Raw genomic sequence first — 21,499 nt, 5'->3', positions numbered from 1 at the left:
CGGCGGGTGCGATTCTGCGGACATGCTGCTCTCCCCCGCGGACATGCCACCGGTGCTGCTGCCGGCCTTTCCCGCCCTGCTCCCGGGCCTGACCGTGCTGGAACGCGGCCCCGGCGAGATCCAGATCGGCCTCGATCCGCGTCACGGCGTGGCCATCGAAGGCCTGCCTCCGAACCTCGTCACGCGGTTGCGGCTGCTCGACGGCCAGGCGCCCGTCGAGCGGGTTCTGCTCGCCGAGAGCGAACACCGTGATCAGCTGCGCGCCCTCCTGCTCCAGCTGACCGCCCTCGGCCTGGTCACCGAGGCCGGCTCGGCCGATCGCGCCGCGCTTCGCGGCGAGTCGGGTCTGTGGTCGCTGCGAGCCCGTCACCACCAGGCCGCGCTGACCGACCGGCGGCGCACGACGGCGATCTCGGTGCACGGCGACGGCCGGCTGGCGGTCGCCGTGGCGATCCTGCTGGCCAACGCCGGGATCGGGCACGTCGAGCCGCGGCTGCCCGGCACGGTGGCCGAACACGACCTCGGCTCCGGCTTCACCGAGGCGGATCTGGGCCGTCCCCGGCGCCACGCCCTCGCCGACCTGCTCCGCCGGGTCGACCCGCGGGTCCGCGTCACCCGGCTCCACGACCGGTACCCCGACCTGGTGCTGCTCACCGACGCCATCGTGCCCGCGCCCGAGGTCGTCGCGGAGCTGATGGAGGACGGCGTTCCCCACCTGGCGGTCCGCGTGCGCGACGGGACCGGCATCGTCGGGCCGCTGGTGGTGCCGGGCCGGAGTTCGTGCCTGCGCTGCGCCGACCTGCACCGGACCGACCTCGACCCGTGCTGGCCGCGGGTCGCCGGCCAGCTCGCCGGCCGGCACCAGCGGCCCGACCTCGGCGCGGTCCAGGCGTGCGCGTCCCTGGCCGTCGCCCAGGCCATGCGGCTGCTCTCCCCCGCCGAGCTGGCGCCGCCGGCGTGGAACGCGACCCTCGAGTTCGACGCCTTCGACGGCCGCATCCGCCACCGCGGCTGGCCACCGCATCCGCGGTGCGGATGTGGTCCACCCGCGCCGCCCCAGGAGACGTAGACCACTAAGACGTCACGAGCAGGCTGCGCCCGGCCGCGTGCGCAAGGCAGAATCGACGGGGTGACCGACTTCCGCGACGCCGCCGATCGTGACACCGCGATGCCGAGCAAGGGTGCGGCCCGCACCGCCAAGCTCGCCAGCCTCCCGCTCGGGATGGCCGGGCGGGCCGTCACCGGCTGGGGCAAGCGGCTGGCCGGCCAGAGCGCGGAGCAGGTGAACGCGACGCTCTCGGCCAAGGCCGCGGAGCAGCTGTTCGAGGTGCTCGGCACGCTCAAGGGCGGGGCCATGAAGTTCGGCCAGGCGCTGAGCGTGTTCGAGGCTGCGGTGCCGGACGACATGGCGAAGCCCTACCGCGAAGCGCTGACGAAGCTGCAGGCCGCGGCGCCGCCGATGGCGGCCCGGCAGACCCACCGGGTCCTCGCCGAGCAGCTGGGCCGCAGCTGGGCCGGCCGGTTCACGTCGTTCGACGACGAGCCCGCGGCGGCCGCGAGCATCGGCCAGGTGCACCGCGCGGTCTGGCACGACGGGCGCGAGGTCGCGGTCAAGGTCCAGTACCCGGGGGCCGACGAGGCGCTGCGCAGCGACCTGCGGCAGCTGCAGCGGTTCAGCAGGCTGTTCCAGGCGTTCGTGCCCGGCACCGAGGTCAAACCCCTGCTGGCCGAGCTCGCCGCGCGGATGAACGAGGAGCTCGACTACCAGTCCGAGGCCCAGCACCAGCGGGCCTTCGCGAAGGCGTTCGACGGCGACCCCGGCATCCTGGTGCCGCGCGTCGTCGCCAGCGCGCCGAAGGTCGTCGTGACGGAGTGGGTCACCGGCACGCCGCTGTCGAAGGTGATCGCCGACGGCGACCGCGAGACGCGGAACCTGGCCGGCCGGCTGCTGGCGGAGTTCCACTACTCGTCGCCCGAGCGCGTCCACCTGCTGCACTCGGACCCGCACCCGGGCAACTTCATGATCACCCCGGACGACAGGCTGTGCGTCATCGACTTCGGCGGCGTGGCGCGGCTGCCCGAGGGCATCCCCCGCCACCTGGGCGAGATGACCCGGCTGGCCCTCGACGGCGAGTCCGCCGAGCTGATGCGCTTGCTGCGCGAGAACCGGTTCATCCGGCCGGACAGCGACTTGACCGCGGACGAGGTGCTCGGCTACCTGGCGCCGTTCACCGAGCCGCTGGCCGAGCCGACGTTCCACTTCACGCGCAAGTGGATGCAGCGGCAGGCGGGGCGGGTCGGCGACAGCCGCGGCAACGACTTCCGGGTCGGCCGTTCCCTCAACCTGCCGCCCGAGTACCTGATGATCCACCGCGTCACGGCGGGCTCGACGGGCATCCTCTGCCAGCTCGACGCGGAGATCCCGGCGCGGGGCATCGTGGAGCGCTGGCAGCCCGGTTTCGCCGGCTGAGTTGTCCACAGGCCGGGCCGCGAACGGGCGGATTCCGGCGAGTTGTCCACAGCTGCGGGAAGCGGGGTTCCACCCGGTTGGAGGAGCGTTCATGCTCGATCCATGACCGCTACGCATCGCATTGATCCTCTCGCCCTCGGTAACCCCGACACGTGCGAGGTGATGAACCTCGAACAGCTACGCAGGGCCGGGGTGTCCGATCGAAGAACCCGGCGGCTCTGCGGCCCCGGCGGGCCGTGGCGCCGCCTGCACCCCGGTGTCGTCCTGCTGCGCAACACCGCGCCGACGCGGCAGCACCTGCTGCACGCCGCGATCGTGCGGTACGGGTCGAAGGTGGTGATCAGCGGCGCCGACGCCCTGCGGGCCCACGGCGTGAAGTGCCCCGCGGCCGGCGAGATCGAGCTGCTGGTGCCCGACTACTGCCGCGTCGCGGCGAAGGCGGGGATCCACGCGACCCGGACGTCCCGGCTGCCGGATCCGGTGCTGGTGGACGGCCTGCCGTTCGCCCCACCGGCCCGCGCGGCCCTGGACCTGGCGCGTGCCGAACCCGACCCGGCACGGATCCGGCAGCTGCTGACCCTGCCGCTCTACTGGGGGCTGTGCGACCGGCAGCAGCTCCTGGCCGAACTCGAGGCGGGTCCGCAGCGCGGCTCGTCGGCGGTCCGGAAGGTCCTGCGCCGACTCGACGAAGGCCCGATCCGCGCGCACGGCCTGGCGGCGCGAGTCCTGGACACGGCCCTGCTCCCACCGCCGAACTGGGACGTCACGATCTGCGACCGCCGCGGCCGCCGCATCGGCGAGGCCGACGCGTGGTGGGACGAGATCGGCCTGGCCTGGCAGTACCGCTGCGGCCCCAGCTCCCCGGGCGGCTTCACCCACCTGGCCCTGGCGGCCACGGGAATCATCCTGGTCCGCTGCACGGTCCGCCAGCTACGCCAGGTCCCCCGCGACGTGGCGAAGGAGCTGGTCCAGGCCTACGGCGAGGCATCCCGGACACCCCGCCCCCGAGTCCGGGCCCTGACCACGCCCCCGATCGGCGACGCAGCATGAGCCGGCCAAGGGCATTTGCGGCGCTCGGCAACCCGCCTTCGAACCCCAGCACCGCTCCAACCCTCAACAGACGACCCGGCACGAGCGGCTCAGGGAACCGCACTCCCGAACCCACGCTCCGCCCCGGCCCTTGATCGGCGGTGCAACTTGAGCAAGCCGAACGCATGCACTCGCCCCGCGCGAACTCCACTCCCAAGCCCGAGCCTGCTCAGCCCTCGACCGACGGCGACATGAAACCGACGAGAGCATCCGCACCGCCTGAGGGAACCCGCAAGCCCGAGTCCACGCCCAGCTCCAGCCCTCGATCGGCGACGACATGAGCCCGTTCAAGGCGTCCGCACCGCCCGCCCGACCTGCACCTCAAGTCCGAGCCTGCTCCAGCCCATGACCCGACAGCGACATGAGCCCGTCAAGGCGTCCGCACCGCCCGCCCGAACCGCACCCCAGGTCCGAGCCCAGCTCCAACCCTCGACCGGCGACGACATAAGCCGCCAAAGCGTCCGCGCTGCTCGCGGAACCGCACCCAGAGTCCGCGTCCTGTTCCAGCCCTCGATCGGCGACAAGATGAGCCCGTCAAGGCGTCCGCACCGCCCGCCCGAACCGCACCCCAGGTCCGAGCCCAGCTCCAGCCCACGACCGGCGGCGACATAAGCCCGCCGAGAGCACCGCTTGCGGAACCGCAAGCCCGAGTCCGCGCACTGCCTCTAGCCGGGGGCGGCGCGGTGTGAGCCTGCCAGGATGGCCAGCCCATTCGTCCGCCACGCGGCTCGGCCAGGCGTCGAGCCTGCCCTGCTGAACCGCCCGACACCCCTACTACCGCGAAGGAGCGTCGTGATCACCAGTATTCGTCCGGCAGCTTGCCCTCGATGTCGCGCACGTGCTGCCGCGCGCAGTCCGGGCACAACCATCGCAGCGTGCCGCGCTCGCGGGTGGACACCCAGGCGAGCACCGTAGCCGGGTCGTCGTCGGCGCCGCGGGTGCGCCCGCAGCGCGTGCACCCGACCGGTTCCGGGGCGCTCATCGCGACCGTCCACTGTGGATTGCCTTGGCGCCGAACAGGTACAGATCCGGACGGTCGCCGAGGAAGTCCGGGCCGGCCGGGTCGGTGAGGGCGGCGATCGTCGCGCGGTCGTCGGCGTCGAGACGATCGCTCGTCGACTCGCCGAGCCAGCCGATGCGGTGCACCACGTACTCGCGCAACAGGTCCGAGCCGGGCATCGGGTGGTCGATGAGCGCGCCGAACGACTCGACGTCCTCGAGCCCGGCCTCGCGAAGCGCGCACGGCCAGCCGTAGGGCATGGCGACACTGCCCGCGATGCCGGCCCGCATCGCGGCGAACCACTCGGCCCGCGCGGCGAGCAGCCGATGCTCCAAGCCGGGCCGTCCGATCCCGAGATCCCAAGGGAGGCAACGCATTTCGAGCCCGCCTTCGGAAATGGCGAGCACCGCGCCCGGCCGCAGCAACCCGGCCAAGGTCCGCAGCGCGGCCTGCTGATCGCCGACGTGGTGCACCACCCCGGACGCCCACACGAGGTCGGCGGCGGGCACCCGGTCGGCCAGCCGGGGACCGGCGAGGTCACCGTGCACGGTGACCACTTCGACGCTCTCGCCGGCGACCGCGCCGACAGCCCGCTGCGCTTCGGCGAGCAGCGTGGGTGTGGCGTCGAGCAGCACGACGGTGCCCCCGGCGCCGCGGGCGAGCTCACGCGCGAAGTGCACGCTCATCCCACCGGCCCCACATCCGACGTCGACCACGGTCGGCCGATCAGCCGCTCCGGAAAGGAGGCGCCGCGCGACGGGCGCGAGTGCTTCGGCGTCGAGGGTGTCGGCCATGCGCAGCTGGGCGAGGCGGTCCGCCCAGTCGATGTCGTCGTGGGTGTGTGCGGACATCACCCCATTCAACACCGCCACCCGGCAGAAAGGCGCGCGCGAACAACCAGACACCAACCAGACGGGGCGGGGGGCGGGGGCGGGGGCGGGGGCGGGGGCGGGGAATCGTGTCTCCCCACCGATCAGAGCCCCGACCCGCTCTCACCGGTGACGACTGGCGAACGCAAGTCGTCACCGGTGAGAGCGCAATGAGGGTGCGGCGAGGTCGTCGAAGGCCGGCGACGGCAAACCGGCACCAGACCCGGCCGGCACAACCACGCGAAACCCGCCTGAACAGCGCAAATACAGCGCGCAGGCCCCTGCCGCCGTCGTGGCGGCAGGGGCCTTCGCTCAGCTCTGGTTCTCGTACCGCTCCGCTCGCTGAGCCGCCCATCGGGCTACGCGGCTCCATCGGCGGACGGCACGGGCGCTACCCCGGGCCCGCTGGGCGCGGACCCCTTCCTCCAGATCCCGTATTCGGGCCCTGGACAATTCTTCGTAAAGCAACATCTCGCTGATCTCCTCGATCTCGGTCTTCGTCAACTGCAGGTGCACGCGTTTGCGCGCTTCGTGGTCCCTCGTGGTGATCGGTTCGACGCTCATGCCGCGGCGCTCCGGTGCTCGCCGCTCTTGGCGACGGCGGGCTCGACGGTGGCGTTCTTGCGCGGCCGGCCACGGGGCCGCTTCCGCGCGATCACGACACCGCGCTCGAAGATCTCGCCACCCCAGACGCCCCACGGCTCACGCCGGGCCAGCGCGCCGGCCAGGCAGGCCTCGCGAACCGGGCAGTCGGCGCAGGACGCCTTGGCGCGCTCGAGCTCGGCCGGGGACTCGGCGAACCAGAGGTCCGCGTCGCCCGAGCGGCAGGGCAGAGCCACGTCCGGGACGGTGACGGGGTCGAGCAGGTCGGCGAATATTGCCTCACCCGCGGTGTAGGCGATGGCCGAAGACATGTGAGTTCCTCCTGGTGTCGTACGGGATTCGGTTTTGGGCGTGGAGCTGGGCAATGCTGTTCCTCTTGGGTTGTGCAGCCAAAAACACGAAGGCCGCGGATCCGGGTTTTCCGGTTCCGCGGCCTTCGTGAGCCTCAGTGTCCTGACTGGGTCAGGAACTTCGCTCCCGTATCGACAACGGAACACGGAACTGCTTGATGGTCGGCAGATCGGCCTGCGGGTACGCGGCGAGAACGCCCTCGGTCCCGAAGACGACGACATCGCCGGTGGTCCAGCCCCGCATGACGCGACGCGTGCCACGGATCTCGTGCGCGCTCACGGGCACACCGGTGCCCGGGCGCTGTGCAGCCGCGACTTCCGCGGCGCAGGACAGACGGGTGCCCGGGTTCGTGAGCGTCAGGTTGATGGTCATTTCACCGGCACCTCCTTCGTCTGTACTCTGCACACGCGGCCGCGGAGCGGCACTTCACGTGGATCCCCAGCCGAGCCCTTCGGGCTCGGTACTGGCAGGTTATTGCCCCCCACCACACCGGGGCAACTTAATTACGGGGAAAATCCTCGAAGATACGAAGATCGCCCCTGAGCAGCGGGTTCGCCGCGTGGATCATGGTCCCGACGCGGTCAAGACCTCATCAGGACCCCGTCGACGCGCGAACGACGCCGAGGATCTCGGTGCCGAAGCGCTCGAGCTTCGTCGCGCCGATCCCGGAGATCGACACCAATGCCGACTCGTCGACCGGGCGCTGCTCGGCGACGGCCATCAACGTCGCGTCGGTGAACACGACGAACGGCGGCACCTTCAGCTCGCGGGCGCGGTCGGCGCGCCAGGACTTCAACCGCTCCAACAGGTTCTCGTCCACCGACGACGGGCAGCGCCCGCAGCGGCCGAGCTTGACCTCGAGGGTTTCCAGCAGCGGCCCGCCGCACACCCGGCACCGTGTCTTCACCGGCGCGGCCGGCTTCTGCTGCGACCGCGCGGCCCGGGCGGCCGGGTGGTCCTCGGGGATCAGGCCGTAGAGGAAGCGGCTGCGACGGCGGTTGCGGCGCGCGCCCGGCGTGCGGGCGAGCGCCCACGACAGCCACAGGTGCTCGCGGGCCCGGGTGACGCCGACGTAGAACAGCCGGCGCTCCTCCTCGATCGCCGCCTCGTCGCCGTCGGCGTGCAGGATCGGCATCGTGCCCTCGGCGAGGCCGACGAGGAACACGGCGTCCCACTCCAGCCCCTTCGCCGCGTGCAGCGACGCGAGCGTCACGCCCTCGACCGTCGGCGGGTGCTGCGCCGCCGCGCGCTGCTCCAGCTCGGTGTTGAAGCGCGGCACATCCGCGTCGGCCACCGTCGCGGCGAGCTCCTCGGCCAGCTCGACGATCGCCAGCAGCGCGTCCCACCGCTCCTTGGCCGCGCCACCGGCGGGCGGCGACTCGGTGAGGCCGACGCGGGCGAGCACCGAGCGCACGGTCGTGACCAGGTCGGAGCTGCCGTCGCCGCTCGCGGTCCGCAGCGCGGACATCGCCTGCCGGACCTCGGGCCGGTTGAAGAACCGCTCGCCGCCGCGGACCAGGTACGGGATGCCGGCCTCGGCCAGCGCCGACTCGTAGGCCTCGGACTGGGCGTTGACGCGGTAGAGCACCGCGATCTCGCTCGCCGCGACGCCGCCGTCGAGCAGCTCGCGCACGCGCCGCGCGACGGCGCCGGCCTCGACCTGCTCGTCGTCGAACTCGGCGAAGCGCGGCTGCGGGCCCGGCGGGCGCTGGCCGATCAGCTTGAGCCGCGAGCCGGCCGGCCGGCCGCGGGCGGCGCCGATCACCTGGTTCGCCAGCGAGACGACCTCGGGCGTGGAGCGGTAGTCGCGTTCGAGCCGGACGACGGTCGCCTCCGGGAAGCGCCGCGTGAACTCCAGCAGCGACCGCGGCGACGCGCCACCGAAGGAGTAGATGGTCTGGTTGGCGTCGCCGACCACCGTCAGGTCGTCACGCCCGCCGAGCCACGCGTCGAGCAGGCGCTGCTGCAGCGGTGTGACGTCCTGGTACTCGTCGACGACGAAGCAGCGGTAGCGGTCGCGGAACTCCTCGGCGACGACGCCGTGCTCCTCGAGCACCGCCGTCGTGTGCAGCAGCAGGTCGTCGAAGTCGAGGACCTGCGCGGCGTTCTTCAGCTCTTCGTAGTTGCGGTAGACCTCGGCGACCTGCGCGGCCGGGGCGGGGATGTCCCGCTGGGCGCGCGCGGTGACGGCCGGGTAGTCGTCCGGGGTGATCAGCGACGCCTTCGCCCACTCGATCTCGCTCGCCAGGTCACGCAGGATCTCGATCTCGGTGCCGAGCTTGGCCCGGGTCGCGGCCTGGCCGACGTAGCGGAACTTGTTCTCGAGCAGGTCCCACGGCTGGCCACCGACCACGCGCGGCCAGAAGTAACGCAGCTGACGGCGGGCGGCGGCGTGGAACGTCAGGGCCTGCGCGGCGTCGACGCCGAGGCCGCGCAGCCGGGCGCGCATCTCCCCCGCGGCACGCGTCGTGAACGTGACGGCGAGCACCTGACCAGCGGAAACGTGCCCGGACATGACGAGGTGGGCGATGCGGTGGGTGATCGTGCGGGTCTTGCCCGTGCCGGCGCCGGCCAGGACGCAGACCGGCCCCCTCGGGGCACTGGCGGCGGCGCGCTGCTCGGGGTCGAGACCATCGAGCAGACGGGTGCGGCTCTTCGGGGAAAGTACGCCAGTCACGTCCCGCATCCTCGCAGAGGGGGACGGGGAATCCGGGCAGGGGCACGCGGCCGTATCCTGGGCAGATGGCGGGACAGCAGGACAAGGAAGCGGCCAAGCAGGCCAAGAAGGAGAAGCGCGCGGCGAGCAAGGCCCGGCGTGGCCAGCTCTTCGAGGCCTTCAAGATGCAGCGCAAGGAAGACCCTTGGCTCATCCCCTGGATGGTCGGCGCGATCGTCGTCGTCGCAGGTGTGGCCTTCGGCATCGGCTTCTTCTTCGACTCCCAGTGGGTGCTGCTCCCCCTGGGCATCATCCTCGGCGCGCTGCTCGCCATGATCATCTTCGGCCGCCGCGTCCAGAAGACGGTCTACTCGAAGGCCGACGGCCAGCCCGGCGCGGCGGCGTGGGCGCTCGAGAACCTCCGCGGCAAGTGGAAGGTGACGCCGACCGTCGCCGCGACGACCCAGCTCGACGCCGTGCACCGCGTGCTCGGCGGCCCGGGCGTGGTGCTCGTCGCCGAGGGCGCGCAACACCGCGTGAAGACGCTGCTCGCCCAGGAGAAGAAGCGCGTCTCCCGGCTGATCGGCGACACCCCGATCTACGACGTCACGATCGGCCACGAAGAGGGCCAGATCCCGCTCAAGAAGCTCCAGGGCTTCCTGATGAAGCTGCCGCGCAACCTCAAGCCGGCCCAGGTCGACGCCCTCGAGGCGAAGCTGGCCGCCCTCGGCAACCGCGGCGCGGCGATGCCCAAGGGCCCGATGCCCGCCGGCGCGAAGATGCGCAACGTCCAGCGCACGATCCGTCGCCGCTGACCCGCACAGACGACAAAGGCCCCGTCCAGGTGGACGGGGCCTTTCTCGTGCGCGGGTGCCGGGGCAGCGGGTTCGGCGGCGGGTTTCGGACGGGACGCACCCAGCGCCGCCGATGGCGCGGTGCCGACACCGGCCGATACCAGGGGCGCCCTCCGGGAGCGCTGCTCCGACACCAAGCCGGGCAGAGGCCGACGCCGGAGGCTGCCGAGACCACCGGCCGGCCGATGTCGGGCCTACCTGGCCGAGGCCGCTGGCAGGCCGGTTGACCAGTCGGCGTCCGCTGCGGCTGCCGACGGCCGTGTGGTCAGCGCAGCCGGATCCATCGGGCCTACTGGGCCGAGGTCGCAGGCGGGCCGCTTGACCAGTCAGCGTCCGCTGCGGCTGCCGACGGCCGTGTGGTCAGCACAGCCGGTTCCAGTTGCCTCTGCTACGGCTCGCGGCGGGTGGTCAGCGCAGCCGGATGACGACCGTGCCGGTCAGCCGATCGAGCCAGCTGCGGCCGTCGGCGTTGCGGATCGCGGCCGGGATGATCACGAACGTGAGGACCGCCCGGACCAGCGCCCGCAGCGGGCCGACCAGAGCGGCGCCGTCGAGGCGGGCCACCCGGATGCCGACCACGCCCATCCCGGGGGTGAAGCCGAAGAAGCCGGCGGAGGCGACCGAGATCACCGCCCAGACGCCGCCGGACCACAGGTTGAAGTTCTGCATGGCCACCGGGTCCTGCAGGTTCGGGTGCACGAAGATGGCCGTGACCAGGGCCGCGATGACGAGGTCGACGAGCAGCCCGAGCAGCCGGGTCCCGCCGCTCGCCGCCGAGCCGACGCCGGACTCGGGCAGGCCGAGCTTCTCTCCCGGCCAGCGCGAACCGTCCTGATCAGTACTCTGGCCACCGTCACCCGTGCCGGGCAGCCATTCTCCGGTCCATCTCGCCACCCGTCCAGGGTATGCCGGTGGCGCAGAGCACATCCGACCTGGTCGGATACCCGATATCCGGCGACCCGTTAACACCGGCGAAACATACGGGTGACGGTCGGGCAACACCGCGCTTTTAGCGTGAGCCGAAGAGAGCACTGCCGCACGAGCTCGAACGAGAAGGAGTCACCGAGGGTGCCCACTACTCCAGACGACATTCAGCGCCTCATCACGGACGAGGACGTCGAAGTCATCGACGTCCGGTTCTGTGACCTGCCCGGCGTGATGCAGCACTTCACGGTCCCCGCGAAGGCCTTCACCGAAGAGGCCTACGAAGAAGGACTCGCGTTCGACGGCTCCTCGGTGCGCGGCTTCCAGTCGATCCACGAATCGGACATGCTGCTGCTGCCGGACCCCGAGACGGCGCGCATCGACCCGTTCCGCAAGGCGAAGACGCTCTCGCTGAACTTCTTCGTGCACGACCCGTTCACCCGTGAGGCGTACAGCCGCGACCCGCGCAACATCGCGCGCAAGGCCGAGCAGTACATCGCGGAGTATGGCGTCGCCGACAACGTGTACTTCGGCCCCGAAGCCGAGTTCTACATCTTCGACTCGGTCCGCTTCGACTCCGCCGAGCACGCCTCGTTCCACGAGATCGACTCCGTCGAGGGCTGGTGGAACACCGGTACCGAAGAGGTCGGTGGCAACCAGGGTTACAAGACGAAGTTCAAGGGCGGCTACTTCCCGGTTCCGCCGGTCGACCACTTCGCCGACCTGCGCGACGACATCGTCCGCGCGCTGCAGGGCTCCGGTTTCGAGATCGAGCGCGCGCACCACGAGGTGGGCACCGCCGGCCAGACCGAGATCAACTACAAGTTCAACACGCTGCTGCACGCCGCGGACGACCTGCAGCTGTTCAAGTACATCGTGAAGAACACCGTGTTCGCCGCGGGCAAGACCGCGACGTTCATGCCGAAGCCGCTCGCCGGCGACAACGGCTCGGGCATGCACTGCCACCAGTCGCTGTGGAAGGACGGCACGCCGCTGTTCCACGACGAGTCGGGCTACGCCGGCCTGTCGGACACCGCGCGCCACTACATCGGCGGCCTGCTCAAGCACGCCCCGAGCCTGCTGGCCTTCACGAACCCGACGGTGAACTCCTACCACCGCCTGGTCCCCGGCTTCGAGGCCCCGGTTTCGCTGGTCTATTCGCAGCGCAACCGCTCCGCGTGCGTCCGGATCCCGATCACGGGCAACAACCCGAAGGCCAAGCGCGCCGAGTTCCGCTGCCCGGACTCCTCGGGCAACCCGTACCTGGCGTTCTCGGCGATGATGATGGCCGGGCTCGACGGCATCAAGAACAAGATCGAGCCGGCGGACCCGATCGACAAGGACCTCTACGAGCTCCCGCCGGAAGAGGCCAAGAATGTCAAGCTGGTCCCGGGCGACCTGGGCACGGTCCTCGACACGCTGGAAGCCGACCACGACTACCTGCTCGAGGGTGGCGTGTTCACGCCGGACGTGATCGAGACGTGGGTCTCCTACAAGCGCGAAAACGAGATCGACCCGCTGCGCCTGCGCCCGCACCCGTACGAGTTCGCCTTGTACTACGACGTGTGATCCGCTGACGCGTCCCTTGGGCACGCCGGCGGCGAGGAGCGGAAACGCCCTCGCCGCCGGCGTTCTTTTCGTCCGGGCTCCGTGACAACCGGGGCTTCGCCACCCGGAATCCCCGGAAAGCTGCCTCAGTCGCCTTCGGCCGTCGACAGCAGCTTCAGGTCCGCGCCCGCCTCGGCGAAGCGGCCACGCGGGTCCGCCGCCAGCTTGCGGAGCTCCAGGTCCATCAGGCCCAGCGTGCACGTGATCTCCGCGGCCAGCGTGCCGTCGGCCTTGTAGATGTTCGAGTCCATCGAGAACGTCTTGCCGCTGCCGAACTTCGCGTCGCACGTCACGTCGACGACGTCGCCCGCGCGGATCTCGCGGCGGAACACGATGTGGGACTCCAGGAGCACGGCCGCGAAGCCCTCGATGCCGTTGAGCGCGCCCGCCTGCTCCAGCAGCTCGAGCCGCGAAACCTCGCCGTAGGAGTGGTAGACGGCGTGGTTGAGGTGGCCCAGGGTGTCCAGCTCGTAGTGGCGGACCTTGATCCGGGTCCGGAACGGCTCTCGATCGGTCACGCGCCCCACCTTAATCAGCCTCGTAGAACAGGTGCTCCACCACCGTGTGCGCGCGGCGCGTGATGCGGCGGTAGGTGTCGAGGAACTCGCCGGGGTCGTCCTCCGCGGTCTGGCCGAGCACCCGCGCCACCGCGGCCAGGTCACGGCCCGAACCGGGGACCTCGTCGACGGCCTTGCCGCGCACCAGCATCCCGGCGTTGCGCACCCGGGTCGCCAGTAGCCACGCCTCGGCCAGCGAGTCCGCTTCGGACTGCTCGGCCAGGCCCGCGCCGGGGAGCACCGCCAAGGCGTCGAGCGTCGACGTCGTCCGCAGTTCGGGAACGGCGTGGGCGTGCTGCAGCTGCAGGAGTTGCACCGTCCACTCGACGTCGGCGAGACCACCGCGGCCGAGCTTCGTGTGCCGCGTCGGATCCGCGCCCTTCGGCATCCGCTCGGTCTCGACGCGTGCCTTGATCCGGCGGATCTCGCGGGCCTTCGTCGAGTCCAGGCCACCTTCGGGGTAGCGGATCGGGTCGATCATCGTGATGAACCGGTGCCCGAGGTCGTCGTCGCCGGCGATGAACCGGGCGCGCAGCAACGCCTGCGCCTCCCACACCTCGCCCCAGCGCGCGTAGTAGGCGCGGTACGACTCCAGCGTCCGCACCAGCGGGCCGCTGCGCCCCTCCGGTCGCAGGTCGGCGTCGACGACCAGCGCCGGGTCCGGGCTCGGCGCGCCCAGCATCTTCCGGACGGTCTCCGCGACCGACGACGCGAACTTCACCGCGTCGGAGTCCGAGACGCCTTCGGCCGCTTCGCACACGAAGAGCACGTCGGCGTCGGAACCGTAGCCGAGCTCGGCGCCGCCGAGCCGGCCCATGCCGATGACGGCGATCCGCGCGGGCGTCCGGCCCAGCTCGGCCTGGCGCTGCCGGAACGCGGCGGCCAGCGCGCCCTGCAGCACCGCGACCCAGACGCTGGACAGCGCCGCGCACACGGCCGGGACGTCGAGCAGCCCGAGCAGGTCCGCGCAGGCCACACGCAGCAGTTCGTGCCGCCGCAGCGACCGCGCCGCCGTGACCGCGGGGTTCAACCCGGGCTGGCGGCGGACGGCCGCCCGCAGCGACGTCGCCACCTCGGCCGGCGTGCGGCCCAGCAGCCGCGCCGGGTCGCCGAGCAGCTGCAGCACCTCGGGCGCGCGGACCAGCAGGTCGGGCACCAGCCTCGACGTGCCGAGCAGGATGGCCAGCCGTTCGACGACCGTGCCTTCGTCGCGCAGCACCCGCAGGTACCACGGCGTGTCTTCCAGCGCCTCGGAAACCTTGCGGTACGACAGCAGCCCGCCGTCCGGGTCGGGAGTGTCGGCGAGCAGGTCGAGCAGCACGGGCAGCAGCGCCTGCTGGATCGCGGCGCGCCGGGACACGCCCGAGGTGAGGGCCTTGATGTGCTGGAGCGCGCCGTCGGGCGCGGTGTAGCCGAGGGCGGCCAGGCGGCTGGCGGCCTGCTTGGTCGTCAGGCGGAGCGCTTCGGTCGGCACGTTCGCGACCGACTGCAGCAGCGGCCGGTAGAAGATCTTTTCGTGCAGCCGCCGGATGCCCTTGCCGTGCTTGCGGAACTCCGCCAGCAGGGCCTCACCTTCGCTCTTGCCGCCGGCCGGTTTCACGCCGCTCGCGCGCGCGAGGATCCGCAGCTCGTCGGTGTCGGACGTCGCCGGGAACAGGTGCGTCCGGCGCATCCGCCGCAGCTGCAGCCGGTGCTCCAGCATCCGCAGGAACTCATACGACGCGCCCAGCTCGGCCGCGTCCTTCCGGCCCACGTAACCGCCTTCGCCGAGCGCCGCGAGCGCGTCCATCGTGGACGGCGACCGCAGCTCGTCGTCCACCCGGCCGTGCACGAGCTGCAGCAGCTGCACCGCGAACTCGACGTCACGCAGGCCACCGCGGCCCAGCTTGAGCTCGCGCTCGGCGTGCTCGGACGGCACATGCCCCTCGACCCGGCGGCGCATCTGCTGCACCTCGGCGACGAAGTTGTCCCGATCGGCCGCCGACCACACCAGCGGCGCCACCATCTCGGCGTACTGCCGGCCGAGTTCGACGTCGCCGGCGACCGGACGCGCCTTGAGCAGCGCCTGGAACTCCCAGGTCTTGGCCCACTTCAGGTAGTAGCTCTGGTGGCCTTCGAGGGTGCGGACGAGCGCGCCGGCCTTGCCTTCCGGCCGCAGCGCCGCGTCGACCTCGAAGCACGCGTTGCCGGTGACGCGCATCGTCGTGCTCGCCAGCCGCGTCGCGACACTGAGGTCGCCCGCGCCGACGAAGATGACGTCGACATCGCTGACGTAGTTGAGTTCCCGGCCGCCGCACTTGCCCATCGCGATGATCGCGAACGTGTCGGCGGCCGAGGCGCCGACCTCGGCCTCGGCGACCACGAGCCCGGCGGCGAGCGCGGCCTCGGCCAGCTCGGTCAGCTGTGCGGCGACCTCGGCGTAGCGCGGCTGCTCGAGCCCGCTCTCGACGAGGTGCCCCAGGTCCGCGGCGGCGATGCCGAGCAACAGGCCGCGGTAGGCGACCTTCAGCGTCTGCTCGGCTTCGAGCTTGGTGATCACGGAACCGTCTTCACGCAGGAGCGCGGTGCGCAGGGCTTCCCGGTAGCCGGCGGGGTTCGTGCTCTTCTTGCCGGTCAGCGAGTGCCACTGCGCGGGGTTCGCGCACAGGAAGTCGGCCAGCGCGGTCGACGTCCCCAGCACGCCGAGGAGCCGGCCGCGGAACGTCCGGTTTTCGCGGAGCTGCTCGTCGAGCCGCGTCCACTCTTCGCCGTCGGCCTCGCGGATGCGGTCCAGGCCGCGCAGCGCGAGATCGGGGTCGGCGGCGCGGGACAACGCCGAGAGCACGTCGGTCGCCGCGGCGACCGGGCCGGCGTCGTCCCACCAGCCGGCCGCGCGCAACTGCCCCTCGGCACGGGCGTCGGTGAAGCCGTACCTCGCCGCCGAAGCGGTCGTTCGCGTGCGGTCTGCCATCACGAACCACCGTAGCCGGAACGGCCTCTTGATTCCGGCTCAGGCGGCCAGGCGTCCCGGCTCGGTGTCGGCCGGCGTCGGCTCGGGGACCTGGAAGCTGTGCGCGGTGACGGGGTGGCGGCGGGAGAGCAGCCAGATTCCGGCGCCCACCCCGATTCCGACCACGCCGACGGCGATGGTGCCCGCGCTGCCGAGTGAGGCGATCTTGCCGGAGACCGCACCGACGATCGCGGCGGCGGGCAGGGTGAACAGCCAGGCGATGACCATCCGGCCGGCCATCCGCCAGCGGACCGGCGCCTCGCGGCGGCCGACACCGGAGCCGACGATGCCGCCGGAGCACACGTGCGTCGTCGACAGCGGGAAACCGAGCCGCGACGAGACGAGGATGACGAGCGCGGAGCTCGTCTGGGCGGCGAAGCCCTGCGGGCCCTCGATGTCGGTCAGGCCCTTGCCGAGGGTGTGCGTGATGCGCCAGCCGCCGAGGTAGGTGCCGGCGGCCAGCGCGCAGGCGGCGCTGACGATCACCCACACGGGCGGGGCGGCACCCGGCGGGAGGCTACCGACGGTGACCAGCGTGAGCGTGATCACGCCCATCGTCTTCTGCGCGTCGTTCGTGCCGTGGGCCAGCGAGACCAGCGACGCCGAGACGATCTGGCCGATCTTGAAACCGCGTGTGGCCGGCCGGTTCCGGACCAGGAAGCGGTAGACGAAGTACGTCACGACCAGCGCCACGAGACCGGCGATCACCGGCGAAGCGGCCGCCGGCAGCAGGACCTTCTCGACGATCTTTCCGAAGTGGACCGAGTCCGCGCCCGCCGAAACCCAGGTGGCGCCGATCAATCCGCCGAACAGCGCGTGCGACGAGCTCGACGGGAGCCCGACGAACCATGTCACGAGATTCCAGACGATCGCGCCGATCAGCCCGCCGAAGACGATCGACGGGCCGATCTTCGTGTCGTCCACCAGGCCGCTGGAGATCGTCTTGGCGACTTCCACCGACAGGAACGCGCCGACGAGGTTCAGCACCGCGGAGATCGCGACGGCCACCCGGGGCTTGAGTGCCCCAGTGGCGATCGACGTCGCCATCGAGTTCGCGGTGTCGTGGAACCCGTTGGTGAAATCGAAGACCAATGCCGTGACGACCACGATCACGACCAGCAACGAGGGGTCCACCCCGACCTCCGCACCCTTGTGGGGACTCTTCCCGCAAGGTACCTGACGAGTGACGCAGGTTGTTAACAGCCCGTTGCCGATTGTGACGCTATCCGTTAAGCCAGCGGTAACGAGCGTTGACTGTCAGCGGCGGGCTGGAGCTCACCGGACGCCAGTCGGACGAACCGCTGCGCGAACGGACGCCACGTCTCGGCGATGTCGTCGTGCACGGTGATCAACTTGTCGTGGTCGAGCGATCCCGGCCGGGCCAGCTCCGCCATTTCGGGCTCATCCGCGGCCCAGCTCTCGACGATCTCGGGCGTCGTCTCGATGTGGAACTGGACAGCGTAGACACACCGGTTGAACCGGAAAGCCTGGAACTGGTAGCGCGGAGCGGATGCGAGCAGTTCGGCGCCGGGCGGGAGCCGGGTGATCGCGTCGTTGTGGAACTGCAGGACGTCCTGCATCAGCGGCAGGTCGGCGAAGAGCGGGTCGGTCCACGCGGCGTCCTTCTTCGAGACCAGGTGCGGGCCGACCTCGGGCCCGTCGCGCCCGACCTCGACGCGGCCGCCGGTCGCGACGGTCAGCAGCTGGGCGCCGAGGCAGATCCCCAGCGTCGGGAGCTGCCTCGACGCCGCTTTCGCCAGCAGGCGCCGCACATCGGCGAGCCACGGGTGCTTCGCGTCGTCCTCCGCACCCATGCCACCACCGAGGCAGACGACCCCGGCGTAACCGTCGAGATCGCCGGGCAGCTCCTGCCCGGGCGGCAGCCGGAGGTCGAGTTCCGCGCCGGCTTCGGTCAGCCAGTCACCGAGGGGACCGAGCGGGTCCGAGACGTCCGGCTGGATGATCAGCAGTCGTGTCACGTCTTCCAGGGTAAGTGCGTCAGCAGGCGCAGCGAATACCGGTCGTGCCCGGTTCGCCGTGCGCCTCGACGGGGTAGCCGGCGGCTCTCCAGCCGGCGATGCCGCCGGAGAGCCGTTTCACCTGGAAGCCGAGTTCGGCGAGCTTGAGCGCGCCCTTCGTGGCGGCGTTGCAGTTGCTGCTCTCGCAGTAGCAGACGTAGACGAGGTCGCGATCGAGGTGAGCTGTGCTCTCGCGCGTCATGTCGCGGTAGGGCAGGTTGATCGCGCCGGGAAGGTGCGCCTGCGCGAAGGCCTCGGGAGCGCGGGTCTCGACGATGACGTACCCCTCGGTACGGCCGGCGTCCAAGTCCCGGGCGAGGTCGTCCGGATCGACCTCGAAGCCGAGCTCGGCCGCGAAGTAGGCGGCGGCTTCGGCGGGAGCCGGGGCGGGGAAGGTGAGTGTGCGTGTCATGGGGTCAATCCTGCTGATCACGGCGTCGCGGACACAGGGCAGAATCGGGGTGAAGGCCCGGGCCGGCCTGGGATTTCCCTGTTTCCGCCCCTGCTGACTTGGGAGAACCACGGTGGACCTCGACGACGTCGACTGGCACCTGATCGAGCTCCTCCAGGACGACGGTCGGCTGAGCTTCACCGAACTCGGGCGGCGGGTGTCGCTGTCCGGTTCGGCGGTGACGGAGCGAGTCCGCCGTCTCGAGGAGCGCGGAGTGATCACGGGCTACACGGCGAGCGTGGACACGACCAAGCTGGGGCTGCCGATCGAGGCGTTGGTCCGGGCCCGGGTACGCAGCCTGGACACCCCCCGCTTCCGGACGGCGGTGCTACCGCTGCCGGAGGTCATCGCCGCGGACCACGTCACGGGCGACGAGTGCTGGATCCTGCGGGTGCTGTGCCGGAACACGGCGGAGCTGGAGGAGCTGGTCGAGAAGGTGCAGCGATACGGGGAGACGACAACGTCGTTGGTGCTGTCATCGCCGTTGCGCCGGCGCCCGTTGGCTCGGCGGGGACGGTCGTGAGGCATCACGTGTGTCTGGGGAGGCATCTCGCGTGATCCGCGGGGCGTCGGTCGTGATCAGGCGGGGGGGTCATTCGGATCGTGAGGCCGAGTGTCGGGTGATCGGAGCCGGGATTCGCGTGATCCCAGCCGGCTCTCGCATGATCCCAGCCGGGATCCACGTGATTCCAGGCAGATATAGCGTAAGTGAAGCCGAGACTCGCGCACCGTGCGAGGGGCAGGTCGCGCGCCCAAAGAGTCGGCTCGTGTACCCAGGCAGTCGGCTCGCGTGCCCAGGCAGTCGGCTCGTGTACCCGAACGGTCGGCTCCCGTGATTGAAGCGCCGGCACCCGTGATCCAGGGGCCGGCACCCGCGATTCACAGGTCAACACGTGACCAGACAGCCGACTCGCGTGTCTGAAGGGTCAACTCGCGTGATTGGGAGGTCGACTCGTGTGATTGGAGGGTCGACACGGGGTTGGCTGCGGTGCCGGCCGCACGGGTTTTGGGCATAGAAAAAGGGCCTGGCCGGGAGAACCAGAGGTTCTCGACCAGACCAGGCCCTTCCCCAACAAAATGTTCGGCGGTGTCCTACTCTCCCACAACCCTTCGGTTGCAGTACCATCGGCGCTGTCAAGCTTAGCTTCCGGGTTCGGAATGGGACCGGGCGTTTCCCTGACGCTAAAACCACCGAAACACTACGAAACAACCACACCCCCCAAAAACAGGGAGCCGTGTGGTGTCTCAGAAACCGTAGAGTGGATGCGTAACACCTTCGTAGACAAGTCCTCGGCCTATTAGTACCAGTCAACTCGACAACACATTACTGTGCTTCCATATCTGGCCTATCAACCCAATGGTCTATTGGGGGCCTTAACCCACAAAGGGTGGGATACCTCATCTTGGAACAGGCTTCCCGCTTAGATGCCTTCAGCGGTTATCCCTTCCGAACGTGGCCAACCAGCCATGCCCCTGGCGGGACAACTGGCACACCAGAGGTTCGTCCGTCCCGGTCCTCTCGTACTAGGGACAGCCTTCCTCAAGTATCCTACGCGCGCGGCGGATAGGGACCGAACTGTCTCACGACGTTCTAAACCCAGCTCGCGTGCCGCTTTAATGGGCGAACAGCCCAACCCTTGGGACCTACTCCGGCCCCAGGATGCGACGAGCCGACATCGAGGTGCCAAACCATGCCGTCGATATGGACTCTTGGGCAAGATCAGCCTGTTATCCCCGGGGTACCTTTTATCCGTTGAGCGACACCCCTTCCACCAGGTGGTGCCGGATCACTAGTCCCGACTTTCGTCCCTGCTCGACATGTCTGTCTCACAGTCAAGCTCCCTTGTGCACTTGCACTCAACACCTGATTGCCAACCAGGCTGAGGGAACCTTTGGGCGCCTCCGTTACTCTTTAGGAGGCAACCGCCCCAGTTAAACTACCCATCAGGCACTGTCCCTGAACCAGATCATGGCCCGAGGTTCAGATTCCCAATTCGACCAGAGTGGTATTTCAACAACGACTCCACAGTAACTAGCGTCACCGCTTCACAGTCTCCCACCTATCCTACACAAGCCGAACCGAAAACCAATACCAAACTATAGTAAAGGTCCCGGGGTCTTTCCGTCCTGCCGCGCGTAACGAGCATCTTTACTCGTAGTGCAATTTCGCCGGGCCTGTGGTTGAGACAGCCGGAAAGTCGTTACGCCATTCGTGCAGGTCGGAACTTACCCGACAAGGAATTTCGCTACCTTAGGATGGTTATAGTTACCACCGCCGTTTACTGGCGCTTAAATTCTCAGCTTCACCCCCGAAGGGATTAACCGGTCCTCTTAACGTTCCAGCACCGGGCAGGCGTCAGTCCATATACATCGTCTTGCGACTTCGCATGGACCTGTGTTTTTAGTAAACAGTCGCTTTCCGCTGGTCTCTGCGGCCACCCACCCCTAGCCTGTAAAAAGCTTCAGGATGTTTGGCCCCCCTTCTCCCGAAGTTACGGGGGCATTTTGCCGAGTTCCTTAACCACAGTTCACCCGATCGCCTTAGTATTCTCTACCTGACCACCTGTGTTGGTTTGGGGTACGGGCCGTGCATGCACTCACTAGAGGCTTTTCTCGGCAGCATAGGATCACTCTACTTCGCCTCAAACGGCTACGCATCACGTCTCAGAGTATATAAAGCACGGATTTGCCTATGCTTTCTCCTACACGCTTACACCAGGACAACCATCGCCTGGCGGAGCTACCTTCCTGCGTCACCCCATCGCTTGACTACTACGAAATCAGGTCCCACGCTCCACAACACCAACTCCATCCGAAGACTTCGCCGGCGCGCTTTGGGTGGTTAGTATCAAACGCCTCGTCATGGGCGCACATGCTCGGGTACGGGAATATCAACCCGTTGTCCATCGACTACGCCTGTCGGCCTCGCCTTAGGTCCCGACTTACCCTGGGCGGATTAGCCTGGCCCAGGAACCCTTGGTCATCCGGCGGCAGAGTTTCTCACTCTGCATTCGCTACTCATGCCTGCATTCTCACTCCCACACCCTCCACCGCTAGCTT

17 protein-coding genes and 2 rRNA genes (1 of these 19 running past the window's edge) are annotated in these 21,499 nt (G+C 69.7%); 6 read left to right on the top strand and 13 right to left on the bottom strand.

The genetic code is table 11. The features are described from left to right. Positions 1-22 precede the first annotated feature (22 nt). The 3 genes from OHS18_RS37095 to OHS18_RS37085 all read left to right on the top strand — a co-directional run bounded on the left by OHS18_RS37095 (position 23) and on the right by OHS18_RS37085 (position 3,520). Positions 23-1,069 carry a hypothetical protein gene (locus OHS18_RS37095; RefSeq protein WP_328613898.1) on the top strand — a complete coding sequence of 349 codons (1,047 nt, stop codon included), beginning with the start codon at positions 23-25 and terminating at the stop codon, positions 1,067-1,069. 60 nt (positions 1,070-1,129) lie between these two features. Next, positions 1,130-2,470: an ABC1 kinase family protein gene (locus OHS18_RS37090; RefSeq protein ID WP_328444601.1), complete on the top strand. Its 1,341-nt coding sequence runs from the start codon at positions 1,130-1,132 to the stop codon at positions 2,468-2,470. A 162-nt stretch (positions 2,471-2,632) separates the two neighbouring features. Then, positions 2,633-3,520 carry a hypothetical protein gene (locus OHS18_RS37085; protein WP_328613897.1) on the top strand — a complete coding sequence of 296 codons (888 nt, stop codon included), beginning with the start codon at positions 2,633-2,635 and terminating at the stop codon, positions 3,518-3,520. 835 nt (positions 3,521-4,355) lie between these two features. On the opposite strand, the gene OHS18_RS37080 is transcribed toward OHS18_RS37085, so the two are convergent. The 5 genes from OHS18_RS37080 to OHS18_RS37055 all read right to left on the bottom strand — a co-directional run bounded on the left by OHS18_RS37080 (position 4,356) and on the right by OHS18_RS37055 (position 9,068). Next, on the bottom strand, positions 4,356-4,541 hold the full coding sequence (locus OHS18_RS37080; RefSeq protein WP_328613896.1) for a hypothetical protein: 186 nt from the start codon (positions 4,539-4,541) through the stop codon (positions 4,356-4,358). Next, the gene (locus OHS18_RS37075; protein ID WP_328613895.1) at positions 4,538-5,410 is read right to left on the bottom strand and encodes a class I SAM-dependent methyltransferase; all 873 of its coding nucleotides are present in this window, start codon (positions 5,408-5,410) and stop codon (positions 4,538-4,540) included. Before OHS18_RS37075 ends, OHS18_RS37080 begins: the two co-directional genes overlap by 4 nt. Positions 5,411-5,988: 578 nt before the next feature. After that, a complete protein-coding gene (locus tag OHS18_RS37065; RefSeq protein ID WP_328444611.1) occupies positions 5,989-6,342 on the bottom strand; it encodes a WhiB family transcriptional regulator in 354 nt (117 codons plus the stop codon). 151 nt (positions 6,343-6,493) lie between these two features. After that, on the bottom strand, positions 6,494-6,754 hold the full coding sequence (locus OHS18_RS37060) for a hypothetical protein (protein ID WP_328444613.1): 261 nt from the start codon (positions 6,752-6,754) through the stop codon (positions 6,494-6,496). A 220-nt stretch (positions 6,755-6,974) separates the two neighbouring features. Then, positions 6,975-9,068 carry an ATP-dependent DNA helicase UvrD2 gene (locus tag OHS18_RS37055; RefSeq protein WP_328613893.1) on the bottom strand — a complete coding sequence of 698 codons (2,094 nt, stop codon included), beginning with the start codon at positions 9,066-9,068 and terminating at the stop codon, positions 6,975-6,977. A 56-nt stretch (positions 9,069-9,124) separates the two neighbouring features. Between OHS18_RS37055 and OHS18_RS37050 the strand changes: the two genes are divergently transcribed. Further along, positions 9,125-9,853: a DUF4191 domain-containing protein gene (locus OHS18_RS37050; protein ID WP_328444617.1), complete on the top strand. Its 729-nt coding sequence runs from the start codon at positions 9,125-9,127 to the stop codon at positions 9,851-9,853. Between the two features lie 447 nt (positions 9,854-10,300). Here OHS18_RS37050 and OHS18_RS37045 read toward each other — a convergent pair whose 3' ends face one another. Next, a complete protein-coding gene (locus tag OHS18_RS37045; protein WP_328459068.1) occupies positions 10,301-10,690 on the bottom strand; it encodes an RDD family protein in 390 nt (129 codons plus the stop codon). Between the two features lie 270 nt (positions 10,691-10,960). Here OHS18_RS37045 and glnA point away from each other — a divergent pair, with 270 nt between their 5' ends. Next, a complete protein-coding gene (glnA, locus tag OHS18_RS37040; protein WP_328444619.1) occupies positions 10,961-12,385 on the top strand; it encodes a type I glutamate--ammonia ligase in 1,425 nt (474 codons plus the stop codon). Between the two features lie 125 nt (positions 12,386-12,510). Here the strand turns inward: glnA and OHS18_RS37035 are convergent, their stop codons facing one another. The 5 genes from OHS18_RS37035 to OHS18_RS37015 form a co-directional block, all read right to left on the bottom strand. Next, positions 12,511-12,942 carry an acyl-CoA thioesterase gene (locus OHS18_RS37035; RefSeq protein WP_328444621.1) on the bottom strand — a complete coding sequence of 144 codons (432 nt, stop codon included), beginning with the start codon at positions 12,940-12,942 and terminating at the stop codon, positions 12,511-12,513. A 10-nt stretch (positions 12,943-12,952) separates the two neighbouring features. Then, positions 12,953-15,931 carry a bifunctional [glutamine synthetase] adenylyltransferase/[glutamine synthetase]-adenylyl-L-tyrosine phosphorylase gene (locus tag OHS18_RS37030; RefSeq protein WP_328613892.1) on the bottom strand — a complete coding sequence of 993 codons (2,979 nt, stop codon included), beginning with the start codon at positions 15,929-15,931 and terminating at the stop codon, positions 12,953-12,955. Positions 15,932-15,970: 39 nt separating this feature from the next. Next, on the bottom strand, positions 15,971-17,104 hold the full coding sequence (locus OHS18_RS37025) for an inorganic phosphate transporter (protein ID WP_328613891.1): 1,134 nt from the start codon (positions 17,102-17,104) through the stop codon (positions 15,971-15,973). Positions 17,105-17,199: 95 nt separating this feature from the next. After that, the gene (locus tag OHS18_RS37020) at positions 17,200-17,949 is read right to left on the bottom strand and encodes a type 1 glutamine amidotransferase (protein ID WP_328613890.1); all 750 of its coding nucleotides are present in this window, start codon (positions 17,947-17,949) and stop codon (positions 17,200-17,202) included. 19 nt (positions 17,950-17,968) lie between these two features. After that, a complete protein-coding gene (locus OHS18_RS37015) occupies positions 17,969-18,400 on the bottom strand; it encodes a rhodanese-like domain-containing protein (RefSeq protein WP_328613889.1) in 432 nt (143 codons plus the stop codon). A gap of 112 nt (positions 18,401-18,512) precedes the next feature. Here OHS18_RS37015 and OHS18_RS37010 point away from each other — a divergent pair, with 112 nt between their 5' ends. Next, positions 18,513-18,962: an Lrp/AsnC family transcriptional regulator gene (locus OHS18_RS37010; RefSeq protein WP_328444631.1), complete on the top strand. Its 450-nt coding sequence runs from the start codon at positions 18,513-18,515 to the stop codon at positions 18,960-18,962. 556 nt (positions 18,963-19,518) lie between these two features. Here the strand turns inward: OHS18_RS37010 and rrf are convergent. Both rrf and OHS18_RS37000 read right to left on the bottom strand, forming a co-directional pair. After that, positions 19,519-19,635, bottom strand: a 5S ribosomal RNA gene (gene rrf / locus OHS18_RS37005). 82 nt (positions 19,636-19,717) lie between these two features. Beyond that, positions 19,718-21,499: ribosomal RNA gene (locus tag OHS18_RS37000) — 23S ribosomal RNA — on the bottom strand; it runs 1,340 nt beyond the window's last position.

The organism is Amycolatopsis sp. NBC_00355 (assembly GCF_036104975.1).
Taxonomy (GTDB): Bacteria; Actinomycetota; Actinomycetes; order Mycobacteriales; family Pseudonocardiaceae; genus Amycolatopsis.
Note: the sequence above shows the minus strand (reverse complement) of the source record. Positions and strands in the feature narration are given on the sequence as shown.

Bases quoted from the DNA above. Each gene is read 5' to 3' on its own strand.
- OHS18_RS37015 (WP_328613889.1), bottom strand. From the start codon at position 18,400: ATGACACGCACACTCACCTTCCCCGCCCCGGCTCCCGCCGAAGCCGCC.
- OHS18_RS37095 (WP_328613898.1), top strand. From the start codon at position 23: ATGCTGCTCTCCCCCGCGGACATGCCACCGGTGCTGCTGCCGGCCTTT.
- OHS18_RS37030 (WP_328613892.1), bottom strand. From the start codon at position 15,931: ATGGCAGACCGCACGCGAACGACCGCTTCGGCGGCGAGGTACGGCTTC.
- OHS18_RS37080 (WP_328613896.1), bottom strand. From the start codon at position 4,541: ATGAGCGCCCCGGAACCGGTCGGGTGCACGCGCTGCGGGCGCACCCGC.
- OHS18_RS37050 (WP_328444617.1), top strand. From the start codon at position 9,125: ATGGCGGGACAGCAGGACAAGGAAGCGGCCAAGCAGGCCAAGAAGGAG.
- OHS18_RS37055 (WP_328613893.1), bottom strand. From the start codon at position 9,068: ATGCGGGACGTGACTGGCGTACTTTCCCCGAAGAGCCGCACCCGTCTG.
- OHS18_RS37060 (WP_328444613.1), bottom strand. From the start codon at position 6,754: ATGACCATCAACCTGACGCTCACGAACCCGGGCACCCGTCTGTCCTGC.
- OHS18_RS37065 (WP_328444611.1), bottom strand. From the start codon at position 6,342: ATGTCTTCGGCCATCGCCTACACCGCGGGTGAGGCAATATTCGCCGAC.
- OHS18_RS37085 (WP_328613897.1), top strand. From the start codon at position 2,633: ATGAACCTCGAACAGCTACGCAGGGCCGGGGTGTCCGATCGAAGAACC.
- OHS18_RS37075 (WP_328613895.1), bottom strand. From the start codon at position 5,410: ATGTCCGCACACACCCACGACGACATCGACTGGGCGGACCGCCTCGCC.